We start from the raw sequence: 23251 nt of genomic DNA on the forward strand, positions 1-23251 counted from the left end.
CGTTGTGCTCGCATGGCCCGTGACGTGGTCCGCCGTGGACCACGAGACCCACCCGAACGGCCCTGTGCCCCCGTACCGCGGGGCACAGGGCCGTTCCTCGTGGGCCACGCGAAGCATGGGGGCCAGGGACGCCGAGGGCACGTGGAACTCCTGGGACCCTTGAGACCCCTGGGACACAGGATGCGCACAGCGGTCCGTGGGGCGTAAATCGGCCGTTCTCCGAGGTGGGACGGGGGTCGGGGTCACGCCATCCCGTCGCCGGCGGCCGAGGGAGCCGGCGCCCGGTCCGAGCCTCCGGTGGCTCCGGTGAGGGGACTCCGCGTGCCCGATCGGCCGCCCGGGAGGGGTTCCGCCGCCCGAACGGGCAGCCCCGCGTGCCCCGCCGGTCAGATGTAGCCCTCCCGCAGGGCATGGGCCACGGCGTGGGCCCGATTGCGCAGGTGCAAACGGGTGGTGAGCCCGTGCATGACGTTCTTGACGGTGCGTTCCGAGTAGGAGAGCTTGCTCGCGATCTCGGCGGTGTCGAGCCCCTCGGCCACCAGCCGCAGCACGTCGACCTCCCTCGGGGTGAGCCCCGACACGGGCGCGCCGGAGTTGCCCGCCGCGGAGCGCTGCAACGTGCCCACCTGGCTGAGCAGCCGTCCGAGCAGGTCGGCGGGCAGGTCCCCGTCACCGCGTGCGGCGGCGAGAACGGCCTGCGACAACCGCTGCGCGGTGGCCTCGTGGCGCCAGACGACCGCACCGGCACCACAGGCGATGACGTCGAGGAGTTCGGCCTCCCGGACGGCACTCACCACCAGCACGGCACGGGCGCCCTCACTGCGGACCAGCCGGCGCAGCCGCGCGAGGGTTCTGGCGTCGGGCGTCTCGCTGATGAGCACCGCCACGGTGTCGGGCCCGGCCTCGCGCTCGTCGCGAAGGTCGATCAACGGGTTGCCGCGCAACTGGCTCAGCGCCCCCGCCCGGGAGATGGGGTCCGACGTGTGGACCACGACCGGGATGCGGTGGGGCGGGCCCGCGGAGTCGATTTCCGTGCCCGGTTCGTGTGGGGATTCCGGGTACGGGTCGATGTCTGTCGTCCGGGCTGAACTGTGCAACCGAGGCTCCCGAGTCAACGTGCCCTCCGTCGATGTGGGGTCGGTGACAAAGGGCTGAAATCACACTCCTGTGCCAACAGAGGTCCGCACAATCGTGGAGCACCACGAGAGACACCACGAGATCGGCGTCAGCGGATCCACGACGGCGGGAGGCAGGGATGTCCGTACGCGGACCTCTTCGCGAACGCGGGGACGCGCTGGAGCTGGTGGCCGCCGAGGCAGCACGGGCCCGGAGCGGCACCGGCCGGCTGCTCCTGCTGTCGGGCGCCACCGGCACCGGACGCACCGCCCTCCTCGAAGCCGCCGCCGGTCACGGGGAGACGCACGGGATGCGGGTCCTGCGGGCCCGCTGCTCCCCGGACCCGAACGCGCCCTTCGCCGCCGTGCTCCAACTGCTGTCCCTGGACCAGGACGCACTGTGGCAGCAGAGCGGGCGCGGGTCGAGGGCCGGGGCGGAGGCCGGGGTCGGGGCAGGGGTCGGAGGGACCGTCGGGGCCGGTGCGACAGCGCCCGCTCACGCCCTCGCCCCCGCACGTGCTCGATCCCATCCCCACACGCACACGCACACGCACACGCACGACGATGGCCGTGCCCATGACTACGGCCGGGCGGGCGCCCGGCTGTGGCGTCTGCTGCTCGCGCACGCGGGTGACGCGCCGCTGCTGGTGGCCGTGGACGACGTCCACCGCGCCGACGAGCAGTCCCGGCAGTGGCTCACCGCCGCCGCCCGGCAGATCGACCGCCTGCCGGTGCTGCTGGTGGTGACCGAGCGCACACAGTACGACGTCGACCCGGCCGGCCCCGGCCTCGCCCACACGCTCTCGCCCGACCTCGTCCGTACCCACACCCTGGCCCCGCTGAGCGCCGACTCGGCGGCGGGGCTGGTGCGTTCGGCCTTCGCCGACGCTCCTCCGGACTCCTGGGTGGACGACTGCGTACGGGCCTGCGCGGGCAGCCCGCTGCTGCTGCACGCCCTCCTGGACGACCTGCGTGCGGTACCCGGTGCGCGGACCCCCGCTCCCGTCCCGACGACCTGTGCGGCCCTCTACCCCGGCGCGTACCCGGCGGCCGTGTCGTGGTGGCTGGACTGCGCGGGCCGGGCGACCGCCGACGTGGCCCGTTCACTCGCGCTCGCGACGGCGGACTCCGCCGGCCACGGGCCGTACGTCGACGCGGAGTTGCTGGCGGGGATGGCCGGCGCGGACGCCGCCCGGGTTCCCGGCTGGCTGACGTCGATGACCCGCCTCGGAGTGCTGCGCACCTCCCCCGACGGCGGCCACCCCGACTACGTCCATCCCCTCCTCCGGGACGCCGTGTCGAGCGGCTGGCCGGGAGCCCGGCGCCAGGCGGCCCACCGGGCGGCGGCGGAGACGATGCTGCGGCGGGGCGATCCGGCGGAGGCGGTGGCGGGGCACGTCCTGCGGGCGCCCGTGATCGGTGCCGCGTGGGCGGTCGGCGCGCTGCTGGACGCCGCGTCCGCGGCGGTCCGGTCGGGCAGGGCCGGCGACGCACCGGCCTTCCTGCGCCGCGCCCTGGAGGAACCCCTGACGCCCGAACGCCGCTCCGCGGTCCTCACCGAGCTGGGCTCGCTGGAGTTCGTGACCGTGCGGCCGGCCGCGGGGATGTCCCGGCTCGCCGAGGCCGTACGGCTGCCGGGTGCGCCTCGTGACCGGGTGCGGGCGGCGGTGGCGCTCGGCACGGCGCTCACCGGGCAGGGCGAGACGCGGGCCGCGATCGGCGTACTGCGGTCCCTGGACGAGCAGTTGCGCGACCACCCGGACCTGGTCCGTACCGTCCAGACGGCCTCGACCCTGCTCTCGGACCAGGACCCGGACGTACGGCGGGAGATGTACCGCTGGCTGCGCGAGACCGCCGACCGCTCCCCCCACCTGGTCGGCGCGGCGGGCCGGGCACTGCTGGTGCGGTACGAGGCGACGGCGGGCCTGACGTCGGCACGGACCGCCGTGCGACGCGTCCGCGCCCTCCTGGAGGAGCCGTCCGACCCGCTCGGCGAGCCGTTCCTCCTGGGCACGGCCGCCGCCGTCACCCAGTGGGCCGACGAACTGGACGAGGCGGAACGCCTGGTGGAACGGGGTCTGGCGGGACAGAGTGCCTCGCTCCTGCATCCGATGCACGCGGCCCTGCTGAACGTCCGGGCGGACATAGCGGCGGCCCGCGGCGCCCACGAGGGCGTCGCCCCGGCCGCCCGTCCGGCCGGACCCGTCGGTCGCGCCCCGGGCAACCAGGACGCGCTCGCGGTCCTCGCCCTGGTGGGGCAGGGCCGCACGGAGACGGCCACCGCCCTCGCGGGCGACTTCGAGCTGCGGGACGCCCCCGACTCCTGGGAGGCGAACCGCTTCCTCTACGCACGCGGGGTCCTGCGCGCGGCCGACGGTGATCCGGGAGCGGCACTGGACGACTTCCTGGAGTGCGGACGGCGGCAGTCGGCCCGGGAGGTGCTGAGTCCCGTGGTGACGCCCTGGCGGACGGCGGCGGCGGAGTGCAGGGTGGCCCTGGGCCGGCCGGAGGAGGCCCTCGCGCTGGCGCGGGAGGAGCTGCGTCTGGCCACCGTCTGGAACACGCCCCGGCTGGTGGGGCGTTCACTGAGCACGCTCGGCACCGCGACCGGCGGCAGGCAGGGCCTGGACCTGGCGGACCGCGCCGTACGCCTGCTGCGCGAGGCACCCGCCGGTACGGAACTGCCGGCCGCGCTGATCGCCCAGGGACGCCAGTTGGCCGCGGCCGGGGAACGGACACGCGCGCGCGAGCCCCTGCGCGAGGCGGCCGAACGCGCGGAGCGCCTCGGCGCGGTCCGCCTGCACACCCAGGCCCAACAGGCCCTGCGCGAGGCCGGCGCCCGCCGCGCGGCGGCCCCCCGCACCGGCACGGACGCCCTCACCCCGAGCGAACGCCGCATAGCCACCCTGGCGGCCAACGGCCGCACCAACCCGGAAATCTCCACCCTCCTCCACCTGGCCCGCCGCACGGTGGAAACCCACCTGACGAGCACCTTCCGCAAGCTGGGGATCCGGGGGCGGGGGGAGCTGGCGGGGGCGTTGGGGCAGGGGCCGCACGCGGGCAAGGCATCCCAGCTGGACGGTGCCGGCCGCCACGACCACGAGGCAGCGGGGCATCTGGTGCATCACACGCAGGGGGCCGGATGACCGACAGGAGTCGCCCCGCGCCCGTCAACTGCCGGGGGGTGGACGCTCGGTGGCGATGGCCTCTCGGTGCGGCCGAGGGCAGGGATCGCCTGCGCCCGGCCGGTCGAGGAGAGCGGCAGACGAGTCGGGCTGTACGCCGGGTTTTGTGCCCCGGGTCCTCGCGGACGTCGGGGTGACGGCCATCCATCTAGGGCCGGCGTTGCCGCCGGCCTCGTGCGGTCTACCCGCGGACTCGGGCGAGCAGCCCTCGAACGTCCGCGCAGGAGCACCGAGGTGCTCCCTCTTGACCTTGCTCCGGGTGGGGTTTACCTAGCCGCCTGAGTCACCTCAGGCGCTGGTGGTCTCTTACACCACCGTTTCACCCTTACCGGGAACCGGAGTTCTCGGCGGTCTGTTTTCTGTGGCACTGTCCCGCGGGTCACCCCGGGTGGCCGTTAGCCACCACCCTGCCCTGTGGAGCCCGGACGTTCCTCGGGAAGGTCCACAAGGACCTCCACGCGGCCGCCCGCCCGGCTCGTCTGCCGTGTCGACCATGGTACCGGCCGGACGGGGCGGCGCGGACCGGCGGCCGCCGTGGCGAGGACCGAGCCGGCCAGGATGAGGGTGAAGGAGACCACCACGGCCGTGGTCAGCGACTCGTGCAGGAACAGCGCGCCCGCCGCCACGGCCACCGCCGGGTTGACGTACGTGATCACCGTCGCCCGCGTCGGGCCCGCCTCCCTGATCAGCTCCAGGAAGGCCACGAAGGCGATCGCCGTGCAGATGACGCCGAGGCCCGCGAGGGCGGCCAGGGCATGGGCGGAGGGGACCTCGTCGGGGCGGGTGAGCAGCGCCGCGGGGGCGTAGACCAGGGCCGCCAGCGCCAGGCACGGCGCCGTCAGGTGGAGCGAGGGCACGTCCTTGAGGCGGCGGGCCGCGATCACCGGCGCCGTCGCGTAGCCGACGACCGTCAGCAGCACCTCCGCGAGCGAGCGGGTGTCGCCGCCGGTGAGGTGCGGGGCCGTGAGGACCGCGACGCCGGACAGGCCGAGGGCGAGGCCGATCACGCGCCGGGCGCCGAGGCGCTCCGTGTCTCCGAGGAGGCGGGCCGCGGCGACGCCGACGATCGGCACCCCGGCGATCAGCAGACCGGCGGTGGAGCTGGACAGGTGGCGTTCGGCGTCCGTGAGGGTCCACCAGGGGACGATGATCTCGATGCACGCGAAGGCCAGCATCGGGCGCCAGTGGGTCCGTACCGTCCGGGTCAGGCCGCCCTGGCGGATCGCGAAGGGCAGCAGCAGCGCGGCGCCGATCGCGCAGCGCGTGAACACCACCACCGACGGGGACACCTCGTCCACCGCCACTTTGATCATCAGGTAGGGGATGCCCCAGACCACTCCCATCAGGGAGAACAGGAACCAGCCACGTGCAGTCATACGCGCAGTCTCGGGCTGTCGGGGGTCGACTGTCTTGAACGTTGTTGCGCCGCCGTCACCGGCCGACGCCCCCTGTCATCGCGCGAACACGCTCGCGCGGTACGCCGCCGGGGTCACCCCGAGCACCCGGCGGAACCAGCGCGTCAGGTGCGCCTGGTCCGCGAAGCCGACGAGGCCGGCCACCTCGGCGGGGCGCAGCCCGGACTCCAGGAGCCGGCGGGCCCGCTGGACGCGGTGCTGGGCCAGCCAGGCGTACGGGGGTATGCCCACGGTCGTACGGAAGGCGCGCAGGAGCTGGTAGCGGGACAGGCCGAGGTCGGTCGCGAGGACGGCGAGGGACGGCGGGGCCTGGAGCTCGTCGGCCAGGCGGTCCCGTACGACGGCGGCGACGCCGGCGGCGCCCGGGATCTCGTCGCGGTCCGGGCGGGCCGTGGAGTGGCGTCGGACGAGCGCGGCGAGCAGCCACGGGAAGCGCGACTCGGCCTCCAACGGGTCGGGGCAGGCGCTCAGTTCGGTGTGCGCGGTGCGCAGCGCGGCGGCGAGTTCGGGGTCGTCGAGGAGGGGTTCGCGGAAGTGCGGCGGCGGGCCGACGGTGGCCTCGGTGAGGAGCGACGGCTGCGCGTACAGGGCGCGGTAGGCGTAGCCGTCGCAGGCGGCCGGCCCGCCGGTGTGCATCTCGCCGGGCGCGAGGACGACGATGGATCCGGGGACGGCGCGGATGTGGCCGCCACGGTAGTCGATGATCTCGGAGCCGCCGACGCACACCCCGATGGTGAACTCCTCGTGGGCGTGCGGTGCGTAGCGGTGCCGGTCGAAGCGGGCGGTCAGCAGGTCGAGCGGCTGTCCGTCCCGCCCGAGGGTGGCCCGGGTCCAGCGCGCCTCCTCCCGGCGGGTCGGGGGCGGCACCGTGCCGGCGTTGTCCGTCACCGTCCCGCACTCCCCCGTGTCAGCCCGGTGCCGTGGGTCGGTACCGCTGGGGGGACAACGCGGACGGGAGCCGTTTCCATGCCCGGCAGTGCCCGGCGGTGGCCGTCGGTACGCCGACGGGCGCCGGCGAGCGGAGCCCTTCTCTCTCCGGAACGGTCAGGCCGGGGCGAACTGGACCTTCGTCGTGCCCGGGTCGGCCTGCGTGAGGCGGACCCGGAGGCGTTCGCCCAGGGGCAGCCGGGCGGTGCCGCCGGCGATCCGGGCGAAGACCGCCGGGGACTCCAACTGGACGGTTCCGACAGTGGGTTCGTGTTCCTGTACGTCGACCACACAGCCCTCGAAGAGTTCACCGACCCGGTCCTTGAGCAGGGCGGCCTCCACGATGTCGACGCACTCGCGCTCGACGGTCCCCGCGCGTCGGCCGCCGTCCGCCATCTCCTTGGGGAGGGCGTCCAGAGCCGCGAGGGCCCACTCGGGCGGCGCCTGCCCGGCGACGGCCGCGAGGCAGATCTCGCCCGCGTAGCGGTCGACGAGCCGGCGCAGTGGGGCCGTGCAGTGCGTGTAGGGCGCGGCGACGGCGGCGTGCGCGGTGGCCTCGGGCAGGGCGCCGTCCCGGAAGACCGTGTAGCCGGCGCCGCGCAGCAGGGTCGTGCACTCCTGGAGGAAGGCCGCGTGGTGCGGCCGGTGGGGGTCGAGGGAGCGGATGAGCTGCGCGTACGAGACGTGGTGCGGCCAGTCGATGCGCAGGGCCCTGGCGGTGCGGCGCAGCCGTCCGACCGCGCCGTCGGGCGCGGCGGGCAGGGTGCGCAGCACTCCCGTGCCGTACGCGAGCATCAGGTCCGCCGCGGCCATGCCGGTGAGCAGGGAGATCTGGGCGTTCCAGCCGTCGGCGGGCAGCGGGGCGCGGTAGGCGAGTTCGTAGGTCCCGTCCTTCTCGACGATCTCCTGTTCGGGCACGTTCAGCGAGATGCCCCCGCGCTCCACCTCCAGGGCCTCACGGAGCGTGCCGACGTTCTTGAGGAGCGCGAGGGGTTCCTCCGCCGTCCCCGCGTCGATCTGCCGCTGCACGTGCGCGTAGTCGAGCTTGGCGCGGCTGCGGACGAGGGCGCGGCGGACGTCGGTGGCCTCGGTGCGGCCGTCGGCGTCGAGGTCGATCGTCCACAGGACGGCCGGGCAGGTCTGGTCCGGGAGGAGGCTGGCCCTGCCCTCGGAGAGTCCGGGCGGGTGGACGGGGATCTTCTCGTCGGGGAAGTAGAGGGTCATGACGCGGCGGTGGGCCTCGGCGTCCAGTGCTCCGCCGGGGGTGACGAAGGCGGCCACGTCGGCGATGGCGTAACGGACGCGGTAACCGCCCTTGTCGCGGCGCGACAGGTGCATCGCCTGGTCGAGGTCCTCGGACGTCGGCGGGTCGATGGTGAACAGCGGGATGTCCGTCGCGTCGTACGCGGGCAGCCGGGGCGGCTGTGCGGCCTCCGCGAGCGCCTCGGCCGGGAAGGTCTCGGGCACGCCGAGTTCCGTCCGCAACGCGCTGAGGGCGGCTCGCAGCGGAGCCTCCGGTGCACCGGTGACACGGACGCGACGGCGAGGCATGCGTCGAGCCTAGGCCGGGGGTCCTCGATGGGCACCCCGAGGGGGCGCCGGCCGGGCACGCTCGGGCCGTCCGGACGGCCCCGGCACACCCCTTAGGCTGGCGACGGGCCGTTTCCACCGTGAGGAGATCCAACCGTGCTCGTGCTGCTGCCCCCCTCCGAAGGCAAGGCCTCCTCCGGCCGGGGAACCCCGCTCAAGCTGGAGTCGCTGTCCCTGCCCGGCCTCACGGAGGCGCGTCAGGCGGTTCTCGACGAGCTGGTCGAGCTGTGCGTGGCCGACGAGGAGAAGGCGCGTGAGGTGCTCGGGCTGAGCGAGGGGCTGCGCGGGGAGATCGCGAAGAACACCGAGCTGCGGACCGCGGGCGCGCGTCCGGCCGGGGAGATCTACACCGGAGTCCTGTACGACTCCTTGGACCTGGCGTCGCTGGACACCGCGGCCAAGCGGCGCGCGGGCCGTTCGCTGCTGGTGTTCTCCGGGCTGTGGGGCGCGGTGCGGGTGACGGACCGGATCCCCTCGTACCGCTGCTCGATGGGTGTGAAGCTGCCCGGCCTCGGAGCACTGGGCGCGCACTGGCGTACGCCGATGGCGACCGCGCTCCCCGAGGCGGCGGGCGACGGGCTCGTGCTGGACCTGCGCTCCTCGGCGTACACGGCGGCCTGGAAGCCGAAGGGCGAGGTCGCGGGGCGGACGGCGACGGTAAGGGTGCTGCACGCCCACATGGTGGACGGGGTCGAGAAGCGGTCCGTCGTGAGCCACTTCAACAAGGCGACCAAGGGAAAGATCGTCCGGAGCCTGCTCAGTACGGGTGCGGCGCCGAAGAATCCCGCCGCGCTGGTCGAGGCGCTGCGGGACCTCGGGTACACGGTCGAGGCGGAGGCCCCCGGGCGGGCGGGCCGGCCCTGGGCTCTCGACGTGGTGGTGACGGAGATCCACTGAGGGCCCCTCGCTCTCGGATCCACTGAGGGCCATCCACTCTCGTTGCAGCATGCGCAACGACCTTTGCGCATGCTGCACACCCCGGGCAGGATGTGGGCATGACTTCGCCGCTGCCCCCGTCTCCGCATGCCTCCGTCCTGGATCTCGCGCCCGTCGTCCCCGTCGTCGTGGTCGCGGACGTCGCCGACGCCGTTCCCCTGGCGCGGGCGCTGGTCGCCGGCGGGCTGCCCGCGATCGAGGTGACGCTGCGGACCCCGGCCGCGCTCGACGCGATCCGGGCCATCGCGGCGGAGGTGCCGGACGCGGTGGTCGGCGCGGGCACCGTGCTGACGCCGGAGCACGTGGCGGAGTCGGTCGCGGCGGGCGCCCGCTTCCTGGTCAGCCCGGGCTGGACGGACGCGCTGCTCGACGCGATGAAGTCGTCCGGAGTGCCGTTCCTGCCGGGGGTGTCGACCACGTCGGAGGTCGTGGCGCTGCTGGAACGCGGGGTGCGCGAGATGAAGTTCTTCCCCGCGCAGGCCGCGGGCGGTACGCCGTATCTCAGGTCGCTGGCGGGGCCGCTTCCGCAGGCCCGGTTCTGCCCGACCGGCGGCATCGGCCTCGACACCGCGCCGGACTATCTCGCCCTCCCGAACGTGGGCTGCGTGGGCGGCAGTTGGATGCTCCCGGCGGACGCGATCGCCGCGCGGGACTGGCAGCGGGTGGAGGAACTGGCCCGGGAGGCCTCGGCCCTGCGCCGCTAGAACGAGCCGGGGCGCACGGCTCACCGCGCCCGGACCCGCCTCAGCCCACCCGGACGACCACCTTGCCGAAGGCCGCGCCGCTCTCGTAGTAGCGGTACGCCTCCCGCACCTCGTCGAAGCCGAAGACGCGGTCCACGACCGGCCGCGCGCCGTGCAGCCGCAGCGCCCTGTTCATCGACTCGAAGTGGGCGCGGCTGCCGACGAACACCCGGCGGATCGTGGCCAGGCTCCCCGCGTACGCGGCGTTGGAGATCTCGATGCCCGGCCTGCGCGGGCTGCCGGTGATGAGAAGGACGATCTGGGCGTACAGGGCGGCGGCCCGCACCGACTGCTCGATGGTCTCGGGTCCGTTGGTCTCGACGACGAGGTCGGCGCCACGACCACCGGTCAACTCCTTCACCTCCAGGCCCCATTCGGGGTTCTCGGCATAGTTCACGACGTGGTCCGCGCCCAGCGCCCTCAACCGGTCGGCCCTCGCCGCGCTCGACGTCGTCGCGACGACCTCGGCGCCCAGCATCTTGGCGAACCGCACGACGAACAGGGACAGCGCTCCGGTGCCCAGGGTGAGGACGGTGTGGCCGGGAGCGAGCGGCTCGCCGCCCGTCAGGGAGTGCCAGGCGGTCACCCCCGCGCAGGGCAGGCAGGCCGCCTCCTCCCAGGTCAGATGGTCCGGGACGCGCACCGCGGCTTCCTGGTGGAGGCGGGCGTACTCGGTGAGCATGCCGTCCAGGGTGGCGCCGGGCTGGTCGAACCGGTCCGGGGTGATCCGGCCGTCCAGCCAGTTCGGGAAGTACGTGCCCGCCACCCGGTCCCCCACGGCGAACCGGGTCACCTCCGCGCCCACCGCGACGACCTCCCCCGCTCCGTCGCTCACCGGGATCACGTCCGGTACGGCCTTCAGGGGGTAGGTCCCCTTCAGGATCAGCAGGTCGCGCTTGTTGAGGGAGGCGGCGTGGATCCGGACGAGGATGTCCCGGGGCCCCGGTTCGGGCCGGGCCTGCTCCCGCGGGACGATGCCGTCGACGGTGCCGGGGGTTTCGAGGTGGTACGCGCGCATGTCCCGCTCCCTGTATGGGCTCCGGTGTGGTCGCGTCCATGCTGGTCGGGGCGGGAGTGCCGCTCAATTCCCGGCTGGGTATGACGGGTCGGGGTCACCGCCGGGTCAGCCCGGGAGGCGGGTCCCGGCGCCGGTTCCCGGTCCCCTGCCGTACAACTGACCCCATGACGACCGGCACCTCGCTCTCCGGCGAACCTTCCCCCTTCGCACGGGAGTTGCTGCGCTGGCGGACCGCGCGCCGGGTGAGTCAGCTGGAGCTGGCCTCGCGGGCCGGGACGACGCAGCGGTACGTCAGTTTCATCGAGCGGGGGCGGTCGGTGCCCGGCCGGGAGATCGTGATCAGGCTCGCCGCATCACTGGACCTGACCCTGCGGGAGCGCAACGCGCTGCTGCTGGCGGCCGGTTACGCGCCGGCGTTCGCCGAGTCGCCGCTCGACGCGGAGGTCCTGAAGCCCGTACGGGAGGCGCTGGACGGCATCCTCGAAGGGCATCTGCCGTATCCGGCGGTGGTGGCGGGTCCGCGCGGTGAACTGGTCGCGGCGAACGCGGCGTTCGACGTACTGACCGAGGGGGTCGCGCCCGACCTGCTGGCACCGCCGGTGAACGTCCTTCGGCTGGCCCTGCATCCACGCGGCATGGCGTCCCGGGTGGGCAACCTGGACGCGTGGGGGCGGCACATCCTCGAGAACCTGCGGGGCCGGTCCGCACGCAGTCCCGATCCCCGGCTCGACGCGCTGGCCGAGGAGTTGGCCCGGTACGTGCCGGAGGGTGAGCCCGGCGCCGATCACCTCGGATTCGCGGTGCCGTTGCGACTGCGGTGCGAGGAGGGCGAGTTGAGGCTGCTCACCACGCTGACGTCGTTCGCGACGGCGGTGGACGTGACGCTCGCCGAACTCCACCTGGAGGCGTTCCTACCGGCGGACCGGGAGAGCGCCGAGATCCTCCGGAGGCGGGCCGCCCGGCGGGGTTGAACCCTCCGGGCCCGTTCTCGCGACGCCGGTGCGGTCGTCGTCGGCGAGGCTCAGCGCAGGTGCGAGGTGTCGTTGAACAACCGGACGCTCGCGTTGCCGTCCGCGTAGTAGGCGACCGCGGAGAGGGACGCCGCCGACAGCTCCATCCGGAACAGGGACTCCGGCGGGGCGCCCAGGGCCAGTCGTACCAGGGTCTTGATCGGGGTGACGTGCGTGACGAGCAGGACCGTACGGCCCGCGTAGGCGGCGGTCAGCCTGTCGCGGGTCTCCGCCATGCGGTGGGCCGTCGCGGCGAAGCTCTCGCCGCCGCCGGTCGGTTCGACGTCCGGCGCGCCGAGCCAGGCGTTCAGGTCGTCCGGGTACCGTTCGCGGACCTCGCCGAAGGTCAGCCCCTCCCAGGCGCCGAAGTCCGTCTCGCGCAGGCCGTCCTCGACGACCACGTCGAGGCCGAGACGGGCCGCGACGACCGCCGCGGTCTCGCGGGTACGGGCCAGCGGGGAGGCCACGACGGCCTGCACCGTGCCGCGGGCGGCCAGCGCCGTGGCGGCTCGCTCGGCCTGCTGCCGGCCCACGTCGGAGAGCGACGGGTCGCTGCCGCCGCTGCCCGAGAACCGCTTCTGCGGGGTCAGGGGGGTCTCGCCGTGCCGGAGGAGGACGAAGGTTGCGGGGGCGCCCATGTCGGGGGCTGCGCCCCAGCCGACCGAGGGGGTGGGGGTCGCCACGTTCTGCGCGGCGCGTCTGTCGTCCGTGACCTTCGCGGCTTCGCCGCCGGATGACGGGGTGGGGGCCTCGGTCGTCGTCCCGGTGCCGGGGCGCTGTGGCTGGTCGCGCAGTTCCCCGCGCCCCTCAACCGGCGCCCCTGCACTCGCGGCTTCGCCGCCGGATGACGGGGTGGGGGCCTCGGTCGTCGTCCCGGTGCCGGGGCGCTGTGGCTGGTCGCGCAGTTCCCCGCGCCCCTCGACGGGCGCCCCCGGACTCGCGGGTTCGCCGCCGGATGACCGGGTGCGGCCTGGGGCCGTCGTCCCGGTGCCGGGCCGCTGTGGCTGGTCGCGCAGTTCCCCGCGCCCCTCGACCGGCGCCCCTGCACTCGCGGCTTCGGTGGGGGTCCCGCGTCCCTGGACGGGCGCGCCGGTGCTCGCGGCTTCGTCGCCCGGTGGGGTCCAGGGTTCGCCGCGCTTGCCCGCGTCCATCGCCTCGTTGGCCAGGCGGTCCGCGTGCTTGTTCTCCGCGCGGGGGATCCACTCGTAGGTCACCTGCGAGCGGGGAAGGACCCGGGCCGCCTCCGCGGCCAGGGGCTTCATGTCGGGGTGCTTGATCTGCCAGCGGCCGGACATCTGCTCGACGACCAGCTTGGAGTCCATGCGGACCCGGACCCGCGCGGCGGGGTCGAGGTCGCGGGCGGCCCGCAGCCCGGCGACCAGACCGCGGTACTCCGCGACGTTGTTGGTGGCGACCCCGATGTACTCGGCGCGCTCCACCAGCGTCTCCCCCGTGACCGCGTCGATCACCACGGACCCGTAGCCCGCGGGCCCCGGGTTGCCCCGGGAACCTCCGTCGGCCTCGACGATGAACTCCCGCACGCGACGGACTCCCTGACTGCTACGGGCCGAAACTGCTACAGGCCGGACTCGGACGTACGCACCAGGATGCGACGGCAGTTCTCGCAGCGCAGCACGGTGCTGGGGGACGCCGCCTTCACCTCGTTGACCTCGGTGATGTTGAGCTCCAGGCGGCAGCCCTCGCAGCGGCGCTGGTACAGCCGGGCGGCACCCACGCCACCCTGCTGCTCGCGCAGCTTGTCGTACAGCTTGAGAAGATCGGCGGGCACGCTGGCGGCGATGACCGCGCGCTCCTTGGTGACCGTGGCGGCCTCGGTGTCGAACTGCTCGAACGCGGCGTCGCGGCGCCCGGTGGCGTCGTCGATCTTCGACTGGACGGACCCGTCGCGCTCGGTCAGCTCGGCGACCCGCTCCTGCGCGGACTCACGGCGCTCCATGACCTCCAGGACCACGTCCTCCAGGTCGCCCTGGCGCTTGGCGAGCGAGGTGATCTCGCGCTGGAGGTTCTCCAGGTCCTTGGGGGAGGTGACGGCACCCGAGTCGAGGCGCTGCTGGTCGCGGACGGCACGCTGGCGCACCTGGTCCACGTCCTGCTCGGCCTTGGTCTGCTCGCGGGCGCAGTCGCTCTCCTCGGTCTGCGCGGCGACGAGCAGGTCACGCAGCTGGGTGAGGTCCTTGTTCAGCGACTCGATCTCGGCGTGCTCGGGAAGCGACCTCCGCCGGTGCGCGAGCTGCTGCAGGCGGGCGTCGAATGCCTGGACGTCGAGAAGTCGGATCTGGTCGGCGGGCTCGGCGTTCAGTTGGGGGCTCCTGATGTGTCGTTGTGAGAGGCCGCGTGAGCGGTCCAGGGGTCGGTGACCGTCCGGGAGACGTGGACGCGCAGTCCCCATCCCTTCCGGTCGGAGATCTCGTCGAGCTGGGCGGCGGCCAGCTCGCACCAGGGCCACTCGGTGGCCCAGTGCGCCGCGTCGAGCAGCGCGAGAGGACTGTGGGCGCGCGCCTCGGAGACGGGGTGGTGGCGCAGGTCCGCGGTGAGGAAGGCGTCCACGCCCGCGGCGCGCACGTCGTCGAAGAGGCTGTCGCCCGAGCCGCCGCTGACGGCGACGGTGCGCACCAGCGCCTCGGGGTCGCCCGCGACGCGGATGCCCTGCGCGGTGGCGGGCAGCCGCTCGGCGGCCCGTGCAGCCAGCTCGCGCACGGTCAGCGGGTGGTCCAGTTCACACACGCGGCCGAGGCCCCGGCGCCCCTCGGGGTCCGTGGGGTCGGGCACGAGCGGCCGTACGACCCGCAGGTCCAGCGCTCCGGCGAGGGCGTCGCTGACGCCGGGGTCGGCGCGGTCGGCGTTGGTGTGGGCGACATGCAGCGCGATGTCGTTCTTGATCAGGGTGTGCACGACGCGGCCCTTGAAGGTGCCCGCCGCCACGGTCGTCGTACCGCGCAGATAGAGCGGGTGGTGCGTGACCAGCAGGTCGGCGCCCAGCTTCACCGCCTCGTCGACGATGTCCTGGACCGGGTCGACGGCGAACAGCACGCGCGTGACGTCCTGGTCCGGATCGCCGCAGACGGTGCCGACCGCGTCCCAGCTCTCGGCCTGCTGAGGAGGCCAGAGGGATTCGAGCGCGGTGATGACTTCAGACAGACGGGGCACGGGGAAAGGCTACCTGGCCCGGGTGCCTCTCCGACCGGCCGCGGACCACCGGGCCCGTGCCCGGGCCCCCGGCCGGCCCCGGCCGCCGCCGCACCGGCTCCGCCCACCCCCGTCGCCGGGCGCGTTCACCCCTCCCCTCCCGGCACCGTTCAGCACATCCGCCCCCGTTCCCTCAGGCGAATCCCGACATGGCCACCCTTATGTGTGAAGCCGCCGCCCGTCGGTCCCCCGTCTGTGCGTGCGAAAACTAGCTTCGTCGCCGGAGGTGACCGAACGATGACGGCCGGTGCGACGGAGCCCGTGGTGGCGAACGAGGGCGGGATGGGCGAAGGGGACGACGACGTCGCGAGCGGGTGGGCCGCTCCGCCCGCCTGTGTCATCACCGCGGACGGGACCTACGGGGCGCGGCTGACCAGCGACGGCGAGTCCTGGTACCCGGAGCGCTGGACGCTGGACGGGCCGGAGCCGTACGCCGTGCCGCTGCCCTCCCACCAGCCCGAGGAGCCCGGCACCGAGGTGCTGCCGCTGACGGACGGGAGGGTGCTGATCCATCGGGTCGCCGACGGACGCCACACGTTCTCGCTCCTGTACCCCACCGGGCCGGGCACCGGTGAGCTGCCCCTGGGAGCGGTCGAGTGCCCCGACCCGGGCACCCGGCTGCGGCTGCTGCCGCCCGCGCCGGACGGGGAGCGGGCGTACGCGCTCGCCGTGGGACGGGGGTCCACGGCGGTGTGGCTGGTGGCGGGCGGCGCGTTCGGCCCCGAGCATCTCGCCGAGGTCCCGGGCCACTGCTCGGGCGGGGTGTGGCTGGACGGCACGGGCCGACTGCTGGCGCTGGACCGCGTCCACGGCGGCCGCACCAAGGCCGTGGTCGTCGACCTCGAGCGCGGCGGAGAGGTCTCGCCGCTCCTCCAGATCGCCGAGCGCAGCAACGACCGGCTGCTCCTCGCGGACGCGGACAGCGGACTTCTGCTGATCCGCTCCGACGCCCCCTCGCCCGGCCGGGAGCGGCTCGGCTGGGGTGTGCTCGGCAGCACGCTGCCGGTCCGCTTCCCGGAGTGCCTGACGGCGACGGGCTGCTCGATCACGCCGTTCGCCATCCAGCCGGGCCAGGTGCTGACCCCGGAGGCCTGCGCGGTCGCCCTGCGCATCGACGGTCCCGGTGGCACCTGGGTGGGGATGTGGCGCCCGTCCGAGCGCCGGATCGACCACCGGCCCGCACCCGAGGGCTGGTTGGCGGGCACCGGGCTGTGGACCAGGGAGGGCGCGCTCCACCTGCCGTACGCGAACGGGGGCGTGCCGTGCGGTGTCGCCCGGCTGCAGGTGTCCACCGAGGCGAGGGAACCGGACCGGGGGGACCCGACTCCCCCGGAGCGCCCCGCACCTCGGCCGGTCCCTCTCCAACAGGCCTCTCTGAACGGCCGGTTGACCACCTCCAGAAACCCGGCGGTGAACGCGGGCCCGGTGGTCCGCACGTCCTCGGCCCACCCGGCCCGGCACACGGACGCCACCCGGCAGCCCCCTCACATCGGCACCGACCACGCGACCCCGGCCGTCGGGGTACGCCAGAACGCCGCCGCCCCGGAACCCCGGCGCGCGGAAACACCCGGTACGGAGGCACCCGGCGCGGAGGCACGGGGGGCGGTGACGTCGGGTGCGGGGACGTCGGCTGTCGGAGTGCCCGCAGCGGGGGTGCCGAGTCCCGGGCCGCGTCTCCTCGCCGTACCGGTCGAGGCCCAGCGCGCGTCGGCCCCGCACGCCCATGCCGACCTCGGCGCCGACGCCGGGTCGGTCGAGCCGGAGCGGCCCGTCCCGCCGGTCGCCCCCGAGCCGGCGGGACCCCGTCGGCCGAGGCCGGGCCTCTGGACCAAGGTCGCCGCGACACCCCCGCCCGGCAGAAGCCTCGGCGCCGGGTTCGTCGCGGCGCTGCCCCTGGAGGTCGAGGTGCGCCCCGCGGTCCCGGGCGGCGGAGCCGAACCACCCCGGGAGCAGACCGAGTTCGCAGAGACCGAAACACCGCTGGAGCAGCCGGGGCTCGGCGGGGTCGAACTTCCCCTGGAGCAGCCCGAATTCAGCGGACCGCCGCAACTTCCCGACCAGCAGCAGCTTCCGGATCACCAGCAGCTTCCCGACCACCGGCCGCTCCCCGTTTCGGCCCCCCTTCCCGACCACCAGCCGTTCCCCGGTTCCGCCCAGCTCGCGGGCGCACCGGAGTTCACGGGCACGCCGGAGTTCACGGGCACGCCGGAGTTCACGGGCGCACCGGAGTTGACAGGCGCGCCGGAGTTCACAGGCTTCACGAAGATCGCGGACTCCCCCGGCTCCGGGAGCTTCAGGGACTTCACCGTGTTCCGGGGCGAGACGCCGTTGCGGAGCTTCACCTCCGAGACCCTCCCGCCCGAACAGCCGTGGGGCGCCGCGCCCCCGGCCCACCCTCAGGCACCCGCGCACCACGCGGTGCAGAACCCGGAGAGCCCCACGAGCCCGGACCGTACGGAGTCACCGGGGCGCCCGGAACACCAGGAGGTCCCCGCCCGTAGAACGCCTGCGACCCACCGCCGCCCGCTGCACGCCGGCCCGCCCGTGCCCGTCGAGCCGGTTCCCGGGGGAGAGATCGCGCCGCCCGTCGCCGTGACCCCGGACGCGGCCGTTCCCGGGGATCCGGCGGCGGTCGCTCCCGGAGGCGGGGAGGAAACGGGCGGAGAGGATGAAGAAACGTCACCCTCCGCCACCCGGGCGATGACGGCACGTTAGACTCCCCCGGCTGAAAAGAAGGATCTTGCATACGGGGTGAACACTTCAATGAACGACATCAACACCACGGAAACGCGGGGCTCGGACGTCCACGAGACGTCGACGGGCCGGTCGGATGGCCACGGCAAGCACCGTGGACCGGTCTCCGGCCACGACGACGAGGCGAGCCCCCAGGGGCGTCATCGCAGGCCGTCCGGCCCGTCCGGCACGGCGATCTGACGGCTCCGACGGCTCTCGTCACGTCCACGATCCGACGGCACACGGCCCCGCTCGCACCATGACGAGCGGGGCCGTTCCGTGTCCGTGTCCGTGTCCGTGTCCGTGTCGGCATTCGTGTCCGTGCGTCCGTGTCCGGGTGGCGACTCCCGAGCCGAACGCTCCGCCGACCAGCGGCCGCACCGCTCAGTGAGCGGCGCCGCCCCTGTCCCTCTTGAGCCCCAGCACCTCGGCCGCCGCGAACGTCTCACCGCGCGGCCGGTCCGCGTAGTACGGGGTGAGCAGCGCGTCGAGTTCGTCGTGGCTGAAGGTGTCCTGCTTGCTGTCGAACTGGGCGGCCACCCGCGGCCGTTCGACGACGGCGACCATGCCGCCGTGCACCACGAGGAGCTGTCCGTTGACGTCCGCGGCGGCGGGCGAGGCCAGATAGCCGACGAGCGGGGCGACGTGCTCGGGGGCGAGCGGGTCGAGTCCCTCGTCCGGCCTGCCGAATCCGGCGAAGACGTCCTCGGTCATGCGGGTACGGGCGCGCGGGCAGATGACGTTGGCCGTGACGCCGTACTTGGCGAGCGCCAGGGCCGTCGAGGTCGTCAGCCCGACGATCCCCCCTTTCGCCGCCGCGTAGTTGGGCTGTCCGGCGGATCCGGCGAGGAAGGCCTCCGAGGAGGTGTTCACGATCCGCCCGTAGACCGGTGCGCCGGTGGCCTTGGAGCGGGCCCGCCAGTGTGCGGAGGCGAAGTGGGTGGTGTTGAAGTGTCCTTTGAGATGGACGCGGATGACGGAGTCCCACTCGTCCTCGGTCATCGAGAAGACCATGCGGTCGCGCAGGATGCCCGCGTTGTTGACGAGGATGTCGAGTTTCCCGAACTCGGCGACGGCCGACTCGACGAGTTCGCGGGCCTGTTCGTGGTCGGCGACGTCTCCGGTGTGGGCGAGGGCCCGGCCGCCCGCGGCGCGGATCTCCGCGGCGACCTGCTCCGCCGGGGTGGCCGAGGCCTCGCCCGAACCGTCCCGTCCGGGCTGTCCGAAGTCGTTGACGACGACGGCCGCGCCGAGCCGTCCGAGCTCCAGTGCCTCGGCCCGGCCGAGGCCGCGGCCCGCGCCGGTGACGATCGCGGTCAGCCCGTCAAGTGGCAGTGACATCAGGGTCCTTAGCGGTTGTCGTGGAGGGCCTCCGGGAGGGGCGGTGTCCCGCGGGACACCCGGCTCCCCGCGCACTCGGCGGGCCCTCGGCGGTCTCGGAGCGGGTCAGATCTCGATGCACGTCCGCAGTGCGGTGCCCGAACGCATCTGGTCGAGAGCCTCGTTGATTCCGGCGAGCGGTACCCGGTGGGTGATCAGGCTCTCCAGGTCGATGCGTCCCGCGCGCCACAGGGCGATGGTGCGTTCGTAGGAGCGCAGGACGTCGCCGCCGCCGTACATGGAGGGCAGGATGCGCTTCTCGTCGAAGAACAGCTCGAACATGTTGAGCTGGAGGAAGTCGTCCATGGCGCCGGCTCCGACGACGACGAGCGTGCCGCCGCGGCGGGTGTGGTCGTAGGCGGTGCGGGCGGTGGCGGACCTGCCGACGACCTCGAAGACGTAGTCGAAGCCCTCGCCCGCGGTCACCGACTGTTTGGCGTCGCCGAGTTCCTCGGGCGACACGGCCCGGGTGGCGCCGAAGCGGAGGGCGGCCTCGCGGCGTGAGGCGACCGGGTCGACGGCGACGATCTCGGCGGCCCCCTTGAGCCGGGCACCCTGGATCGCGGAGATGCCGACGCCTCCGCAGCCGATGACGGCGACCGACGAACCGGCCTCCACGTCGGCGGTGTTGAGGGCGGCGCCGAGTCCGGTGGTAACGCCGCAGCCGATCAGAGCGGCGATGTCGAAGGGCACGTCGTCGGGGATGGGGACGGCGCAGCCCGCGTCGACGACGACCTCCTCGGTGAAGGTGCCGGTGCCGGCGAAGCCGAAGACGTCGCCGCCGGGGCGCCGGAAGTTGGGGGTGCCCGCGTTCATGAAGCCGGCCAGGCACAGTTCGGTCTGGCCGCGTTTGCAGGCCGGACAGACGCCGCAGGCCGGCAGCCAGCAGACGACGACCCGGTCGCCGGCCTTCAGGTGCCCCACTCCGTCGCCGACGTCGATGATCTCGCCGGCGCCCTCGTGGCCGGGGACGAACGGCGCGGGCTGCGGCAGCACGCCGTTCATCGCGGACAGGTCCGAGTGGCACAGCCCGGTGGCGCGGACCCGGATGCGCACCTTTCCGGGCCCGAAGCCCACCGCCTCGACGTCGTCGAGGACTTCGAGCTTGTCCTGGCCTATCTCGTGCAGTACGGCTGCGCGCATGGTGCGGCTCCCCTCGGGATGGTTCGTACGACGGGTCACGTGGGTTCGGCGGTCAGGTGTGATCGACGGTGGTGTCGGCGAGGACCGGCGCGTCGTCCCGTCCGGCCACGCTCACCGCCACCCGGACCGCGCCGTCGTGGCGCCACATCCGGATGCGCAGGGTCTCGCCGGGGAAGACGACGCCGGCGAAACGGGTGGTGTACGAGCGGACGCGGGTCACGTCGCCGCCGAGGAGGGTGTCGACGACGGCCTTGAGCGTCATGCCGTACGTGCACAGCCCGTGCAGGATCGGCCGGTCGAACCCGGCGAGCTTGGCGAACTCGGGGTCGGCGTGCAGCGGGTTCCAGTCGCCGGAGAGCCGGTAGAGGAGCGCCTGGTCCTCACGGACCGGGCGTTCGACGGTCCGGTCGGGTTCACCGGCCGGCGCCGCGAGACGGGTGGAGGGGCCTCGGTCGCCGCCCCAGCCGCCCTCGCCCCGTACGAAGATCTGCGCGTCGTTCGTCCACAAGGGGCCTTCGGTGTCGGCGACTTCGGTGCGCATGACGAGGACGGCCGCCTTGCCCTTGTCGTAGACCGCGGCGATCCGGCCGGTGGCGGTCGCCGTGCCCTCGGCGGGGATCGGGCGGTGCAGCCGGACGGTCTGGCCGCCGTGCAGCACGCGGGCGAGGTCGACGTCGACGCCGGGCATGGAGAGGCCGCTGATCACGCCCGGTGAGCCGGCGCCCGCGACGGTGGCGAAGCTCGGCAGGACGTGCAGCCTGGATTCGAGGGTGTAGCGCAGCTCGTCGGGGTCGGTCGCGGGAACGCCCGCGCCGAGGCCGAGGTGGTAGAGCTGGACGTCCTTGCGGTTCCAGGCGATCTCGCCGGTCCGCGGTTCGGCGGCGACGGCCTTGGCGGCGTCAATGGGCATGGGGCTCCTGACTCGACTGCGCGAAAGACCTCGGTGCGGCCGTCCGCACCGTCGGCCGCACCGAGGTCGACACCGGGGCCGGGGAACCCGCCCGTTCTAGAACGCGTTCCAGTCCGGCGAACCCCTGTATAGCCCAGCTCCCAGCACTTGTGAAGACTCCTGACGTCATGTCAGATCGCGTCGTGGCGCGGCCTGGAGGGCGCCGGGCCCCCGCCACGGCGACCGTGACATTTGTCCCGGGCGACTGCTGACAACTGCATCTGCCGGTGGCTTCGCCGGACCTCTAGCGTCGTTGCCATGACACAGACGACGGGGACACCACCGGCCGTGTCCTTCACGGGGGCGGTCAAGACGTTCGGCGCGGTGCGCGCGGTGGCCGGCATCGACCTGGACGTGGCGTGCGGTGAGACGGTGGCGCTGCTGGGACGCAACGGCGCGGGCAAGTCGACGGCGATCTCGCTGCTGCTCGGCCTGAACGAACCGGACGCGGGCGAGGTCGCGCTGTTCGGCGGCCGTCCGGAGGAGGCGGTGCGGGCCGGACGTGTGGGGGCGATGCTCCAGGACACCCGGCCGGTGTCGCGCGTCACCGTCCAGGAGCTGGTCTCCTTCGTGGCGGGCCGCTATCCGGCGCCGCTGCCGGTGGCCGAGACCCTGCGGCTCGCGGGTGTCGAGGAGCTGGCGGCGCGGCGCGTGGACCGGCTGTCCGGCGGCCAGGCGCAGCGGGTGCGGTTCGCCCTGGCGCTCGCCGGGGACCCCGCGCTGATCGTCCTCGACGAGCCGACGGCGGCGCTGGACGTGGAGGCGCGGCACGCGTTCTGGGAGTCGATGCGGGCCTACGCGCTGCGCGGCCACACCGTGCTCTTCTCCACGCACTATCTGGAGGAGGCCGACGCGCACGCCGACCGGATCGTCGTCCTCGACCGGGGGCGGCTCGTCGCGGACGGGACCGGGGAGGAGCTGAGGCGGTCGGCGGGCGGCGGCCTGGTCGCGTTCGACCTGGCGGGGCGGGGCACCGAGGGTCTGGCGCTGCTGCCCGGCGTGGTGGCCGTCGAGGTGCGCGGGGACCGGGCCCGGCTGCGCACGGACGATCCGGACGCGACCGTGATCGCACTGGCGGAGCTGGGGGCGATACGCGGCCTCGAAGTCGCCCCCGCCTCCCTGGACGACGCCTTCCTGGCCCTCACCTCGCACGCCCTGGAGACGGTGTGATGATCGACTATCTGCGGCTCGAAGTGCGCCGGACGCTGCGCGACACCGGCTTCGTGATCGGCGGCGTGGCGATGCCGGTGATGATGTATCTGCTGTTCACCAACCTGGGTGGCGGGGACGACGGCGCGTGGAAGACGGCGTCGATGGTGGGGATGGCCGCGTACGGCGCGGTGGGGTCGGCGCTCAACACCGGGGGTGGCGTCGCCGAGGACAAGGTGACCGGCTGGCTGCGGCAGCTGCGGGTCACGCCGATGACGTCGCGCCAGGTGGTGCTCGGGCGGGCACTGACCGGCTCGGTGACGGTGCTCCCGGCGATCGTGGCGGTACTGGCGGCGGGCGGTCTGGTCAACGGCGTACGGCTGGATGCCTGGCAGTGGGCGGCGACCGCCCTGCTGCTGTGGATCGGCTCGGTCCCCTTCACGCTGCTGGGCCTCGGCAACGGCTACCGCCTCACCGCGCAGACCACCGGCGTCGCGAACATGGTGTGCAACCTGGGGCTGTCGGTGGTCGGCGGGCTGTGGTTCCCGCTGGCGCTCTTCCCCGGCTGGCTGCGTTCGGTCGCGGCGTACACGCCCACGAACCGGTTCGCGCAGCTGGGTGTGGCGGTCACGGAGGGCCGTGCGCCGTCGCTCGCGGCGGTGGCGGTGCTGACGGCCTGGCTGCTGGCCTTCGGTTCGTACGCCGTCGTCTCGTACCGTCGATCCGCACGAACCGTCTGAACGGGGAGCGG

Annotated in this window: 17 protein-coding genes, 1 other RNA gene and 2 pseudogenes; 8 read left to right on the forward strand and 12 right to left on the reverse strand. The window is 73.9% G+C overall.

What is annotated here, in order from left to right; all coding sequences use genetic code 11:
* Positions 1-386: 386 nt before the first annotated feature.
* The gene (locus AB0C62_RS13120) at positions 387-1028 is read right to left on the reverse strand and encodes a response regulator transcription factor (protein WP_362972549.1); all 642 of its coding nucleotides are present in this window, start codon (positions 1026-1028) and stop codon (positions 387-389) included.
* A gap of 227 nt (positions 1029-1255) precedes the next feature.
* Here AB0C62_RS13120 and AB0C62_RS13125 point away from each other — a divergent pair, with 227 nt between their 5' ends.
* Entirely contained in the window at positions 1256-4261 is a 3006-nt protein-coding gene (locus tag AB0C62_RS13125; RefSeq protein WP_362972412.1) for an AAA family ATPase, read from the forward strand.
* A 116-nt stretch (positions 4262-4377) separates the two neighbouring features.
* Here AB0C62_RS13125 and rnpB read toward each other — a convergent pair.
* The 4 genes and pseudogenes from rnpB to AB0C62_RS13145 all read right to left on the reverse strand — a co-directional run bounded on the left by rnpB (position 4378) and on the right by AB0C62_RS13145 (position 8193).
* Positions 4378-4778: RNase P RNA component class A (gene rnpB, locus AB0C62_RS13130), an RNA gene on the reverse strand.
* A gap of 118 nt (positions 4779-4896) precedes the next feature.
* Positions 4897-5676 (reverse strand): annotated as a pseudogene (locus AB0C62_RS13135) (DMT family transporter); the annotation flags it as partial.
* 75 nt (positions 5677-5751) lie between these two features.
* Complete coding sequence (locus AB0C62_RS13140; protein ID WP_362972414.1) at positions 5752-6603, reverse strand: AraC family transcriptional regulator; 852 nt, start codon at positions 6601-6603, stop codon at positions 5752-5754.
* A gap of 156 nt (positions 6604-6759) precedes the next feature.
* Positions 6760-8193 carry an RNB domain-containing ribonuclease gene (locus tag AB0C62_RS13145; protein WP_362972416.1) on the reverse strand — a complete coding sequence of 478 codons (1434 nt, stop codon included), beginning with the start codon at positions 8191-8193 and terminating at the stop codon, positions 6760-6762.
* A gap of 135 nt (positions 8194-8328) precedes the next feature.
* On the opposite strand from AB0C62_RS13145, the gene yaaA reads away from it, so the two are divergent.
* Together yaaA and eda are read left to right on the forward strand one after the other, a co-directional pair.
* Positions 8329-9129 (forward strand): peroxide stress protein YaaA, encoded by an 801-nt coding sequence (gene yaaA, locus AB0C62_RS13150; protein ID WP_362972418.1) that lies wholly within the window; start codon positions 8329-8331, stop codon positions 9127-9129.
* A 98-nt stretch (positions 9130-9227) separates the two neighbouring features.
* Positions 9228-9872, forward strand: a complete 645-nt coding sequence (gene eda, locus AB0C62_RS13155) for a bifunctional 4-hydroxy-2-oxoglutarate aldolase/2-dehydro-3-deoxy-phosphogluconate aldolase (protein WP_362972420.1) — start codon at positions 9228-9230, stop codon at positions 9870-9872.
* 40 nt (positions 9873-9912) lie between these two features.
* On the opposite strand, the gene AB0C62_RS13160 is transcribed toward eda, so the two are convergent.
* On the reverse strand, positions 9913-10929 hold the full coding sequence (locus AB0C62_RS13160; protein ID WP_362972422.1) for an NAD(P)-dependent alcohol dehydrogenase: 1017 nt from the start codon (positions 10927-10929) through the stop codon (positions 9913-9915).
* Between the two features lie 164 nt (positions 10930-11093).
* On the opposite strand from AB0C62_RS13160, the gene AB0C62_RS13165 reads away from it, so the two are divergent.
* The gene (locus AB0C62_RS13165; RefSeq protein WP_362972424.1) at positions 11094-11900 is read left to right on the forward strand and encodes a helix-turn-helix transcriptional regulator; all 807 of its coding nucleotides are present in this window, start codon (positions 11094-11096) and stop codon (positions 11898-11900) included.
* A 50-nt stretch (positions 11901-11950) separates the two neighbouring features.
* On the opposite strand, the gene AB0C62_RS13170 is transcribed toward AB0C62_RS13165, so the two are convergent.
* The 3 genes from AB0C62_RS13170 to AB0C62_RS13180 are packed head-to-tail and all read right to left on the reverse strand — an operon-like array spanning position 11951 to position 15107.
* Positions 11951-13480 carry a bifunctional RNase H/acid phosphatase gene (locus AB0C62_RS13170; protein ID WP_362972426.1) on the reverse strand — a complete coding sequence of 510 codons (1530 nt, stop codon included), beginning with the start codon at positions 13478-13480 and terminating at the stop codon, positions 11951-11953.
* Between the two features lie 35 nt (positions 13481-13515).
* On the reverse strand, positions 13516-14259 hold the full coding sequence (locus AB0C62_RS13175; protein ID WP_362972551.1) for a C4-type zinc ribbon domain-containing protein: 744 nt from the start codon (positions 14257-14259) through the stop codon (positions 13516-13518).
* On the reverse strand, positions 14256-15107 hold the full coding sequence (locus tag AB0C62_RS13180; RefSeq protein WP_362972428.1) for a Nif3-like dinuclear metal center hexameric protein: 852 nt from the start codon (positions 15105-15107) through the stop codon (positions 14256-14258). The genes AB0C62_RS13175 and AB0C62_RS13180 overlap by 4 nt, the downstream gene beginning before the upstream one ends.
* Positions 15108-15428: 321 nt before the next feature.
* Between AB0C62_RS13180 and AB0C62_RS13185 the strand changes: the two are divergent.
* A pseudogene (locus tag AB0C62_RS13185) lies at positions 15429-16535 on the forward strand (hypothetical protein); the annotation flags it as partial.
* Positions 16536-17897: 1362 nt separating this feature from the next.
* Positions 17898-18080 (forward strand): hypothetical protein, encoded by a 183-nt coding sequence (locus AB0C62_RS13190; RefSeq protein WP_362972559.1) that lies wholly within the window; start codon positions 17898-17900, stop codon positions 18078-18080.
* A gap of 183 nt (positions 18081-18263) precedes the next feature.
* Here the strand turns inward: AB0C62_RS13190 and AB0C62_RS13195 are convergent, their stop codons facing one another.
* The 3 genes from AB0C62_RS13195 to AB0C62_RS13205 all read right to left on the reverse strand — a co-directional run bounded on the left by AB0C62_RS13195 (position 18264) and on the right by AB0C62_RS13205 (position 21312).
* Positions 18264-19220 carry a 3-oxoacyl-ACP reductase gene (locus AB0C62_RS13195; protein ID WP_362972430.1) on the reverse strand — a complete coding sequence of 319 codons (957 nt, stop codon included), beginning with the start codon at positions 19218-19220 and terminating at the stop codon, positions 18264-18266.
* A gap of 105 nt (positions 19221-19325) precedes the next feature.
* Complete coding sequence (locus AB0C62_RS13200) at positions 19326-20402, reverse strand: Zn-dependent alcohol dehydrogenase (RefSeq protein ID WP_362972432.1); 1077 nt, start codon at positions 20400-20402, stop codon at positions 19326-19328.
* Positions 20403-20454: 52 nt separating this feature from the next.
* Positions 20455-21312: a MaoC/PaaZ C-terminal domain-containing protein gene (locus AB0C62_RS13205; protein ID WP_362972434.1), complete on the reverse strand. Its 858-nt coding sequence runs from the start codon at positions 21310-21312 to the stop codon at positions 20455-20457.
* Between the two features lie 297 nt (positions 21313-21609).
* Here AB0C62_RS13205 and AB0C62_RS13210 point away from each other — a divergent pair, with 297 nt between their 5' ends.
* Together AB0C62_RS13210 and AB0C62_RS13215 are read left to right on the forward strand one after the other, a co-directional pair.
* Complete coding sequence (locus AB0C62_RS13210; RefSeq protein ID WP_362972436.1) at positions 21610-22521, forward strand: ABC transporter ATP-binding protein; 912 nt, start codon at positions 21610-21612, stop codon at positions 22519-22521.
* On the forward strand, positions 22521-23240 hold the full coding sequence (locus AB0C62_RS13215) for an ABC transporter permease (protein ID WP_362972438.1): 720 nt from the start codon (positions 22521-22523) through the stop codon (positions 23238-23240). Before AB0C62_RS13210 ends, AB0C62_RS13215 begins: the two co-directional genes overlap by 1 nt.
* The last annotated feature ends 11 nt before the right edge of the window (positions 23241-23251 follow it).

The organism is Streptomyces sp. NPDC048643, assembly GCF_040650615.1.
GTDB lineage: Bacteria > Actinomycetota > Actinomycetes > Streptomycetales > Streptomycetaceae > Streptomyces.

Bases quoted from the DNA above. Each gene is read 5' to 3' on its own strand.
- AB0C62_RS13125 (WP_362972412.1), top strand. From the start codon at position 1,256: ATGTCCGTACGCGGACCTCTTCGCGAACGCGGGGACGCGCTGGAGCTG.
- eda (WP_362972420.1), top strand. From the start codon at position 9,228: ATGACTTCGCCGCTGCCCCCGTCTCCGCATGCCTCCGTCCTGGATCTC.
- AB0C62_RS13205 (WP_362972434.1), bottom strand. From the start codon at position 21,312: ATGCCCATTGACGCCGCCAAGGCCGTCGCCGCCGAACCGCGGACCGGC.
- AB0C62_RS13200 (WP_362972432.1), bottom strand. From the start codon at position 20,402: ATGCGCGCAGCCGTACTGCACGAGATAGGCCAGGACAAGCTCGAAGTC.
- AB0C62_RS13215 (WP_362972438.1), top strand. From the start codon at position 22,521: ATGATCGACTATCTGCGGCTCGAAGTGCGCCGGACGCTGCGCGACACC.
- AB0C62_RS13160 (WP_362972422.1), bottom strand. From the start codon at position 10,929: ATGCGCGCGTACCACCTCGAAACCCCCGGCACCGTCGACGGCATCGTC.
- AB0C62_RS13195 (WP_362972430.1), bottom strand. From the start codon at position 19,220: ATGTCACTGCCACTTGACGGGCTGACCGCGATCGTCACCGGCGCGGGC.
- AB0C62_RS13210 (WP_362972436.1), top strand. From the start codon at position 21,610: ATGACACAGACGACGGGGACACCACCGGCCGTGTCCTTCACGGGGGCG.
- AB0C62_RS13145 (WP_362972416.1), bottom strand. From the start codon at position 8,193: ATGCCTCGCCGTCGCGTCCGTGTCACCGGTGCACCGGAGGCTCCGCTG.
- AB0C62_RS13165 (WP_362972424.1), top strand. From the start codon at position 11,094: ATGACGACCGGCACCTCGCTCTCCGGCGAACCTTCCCCCTTCGCACGG.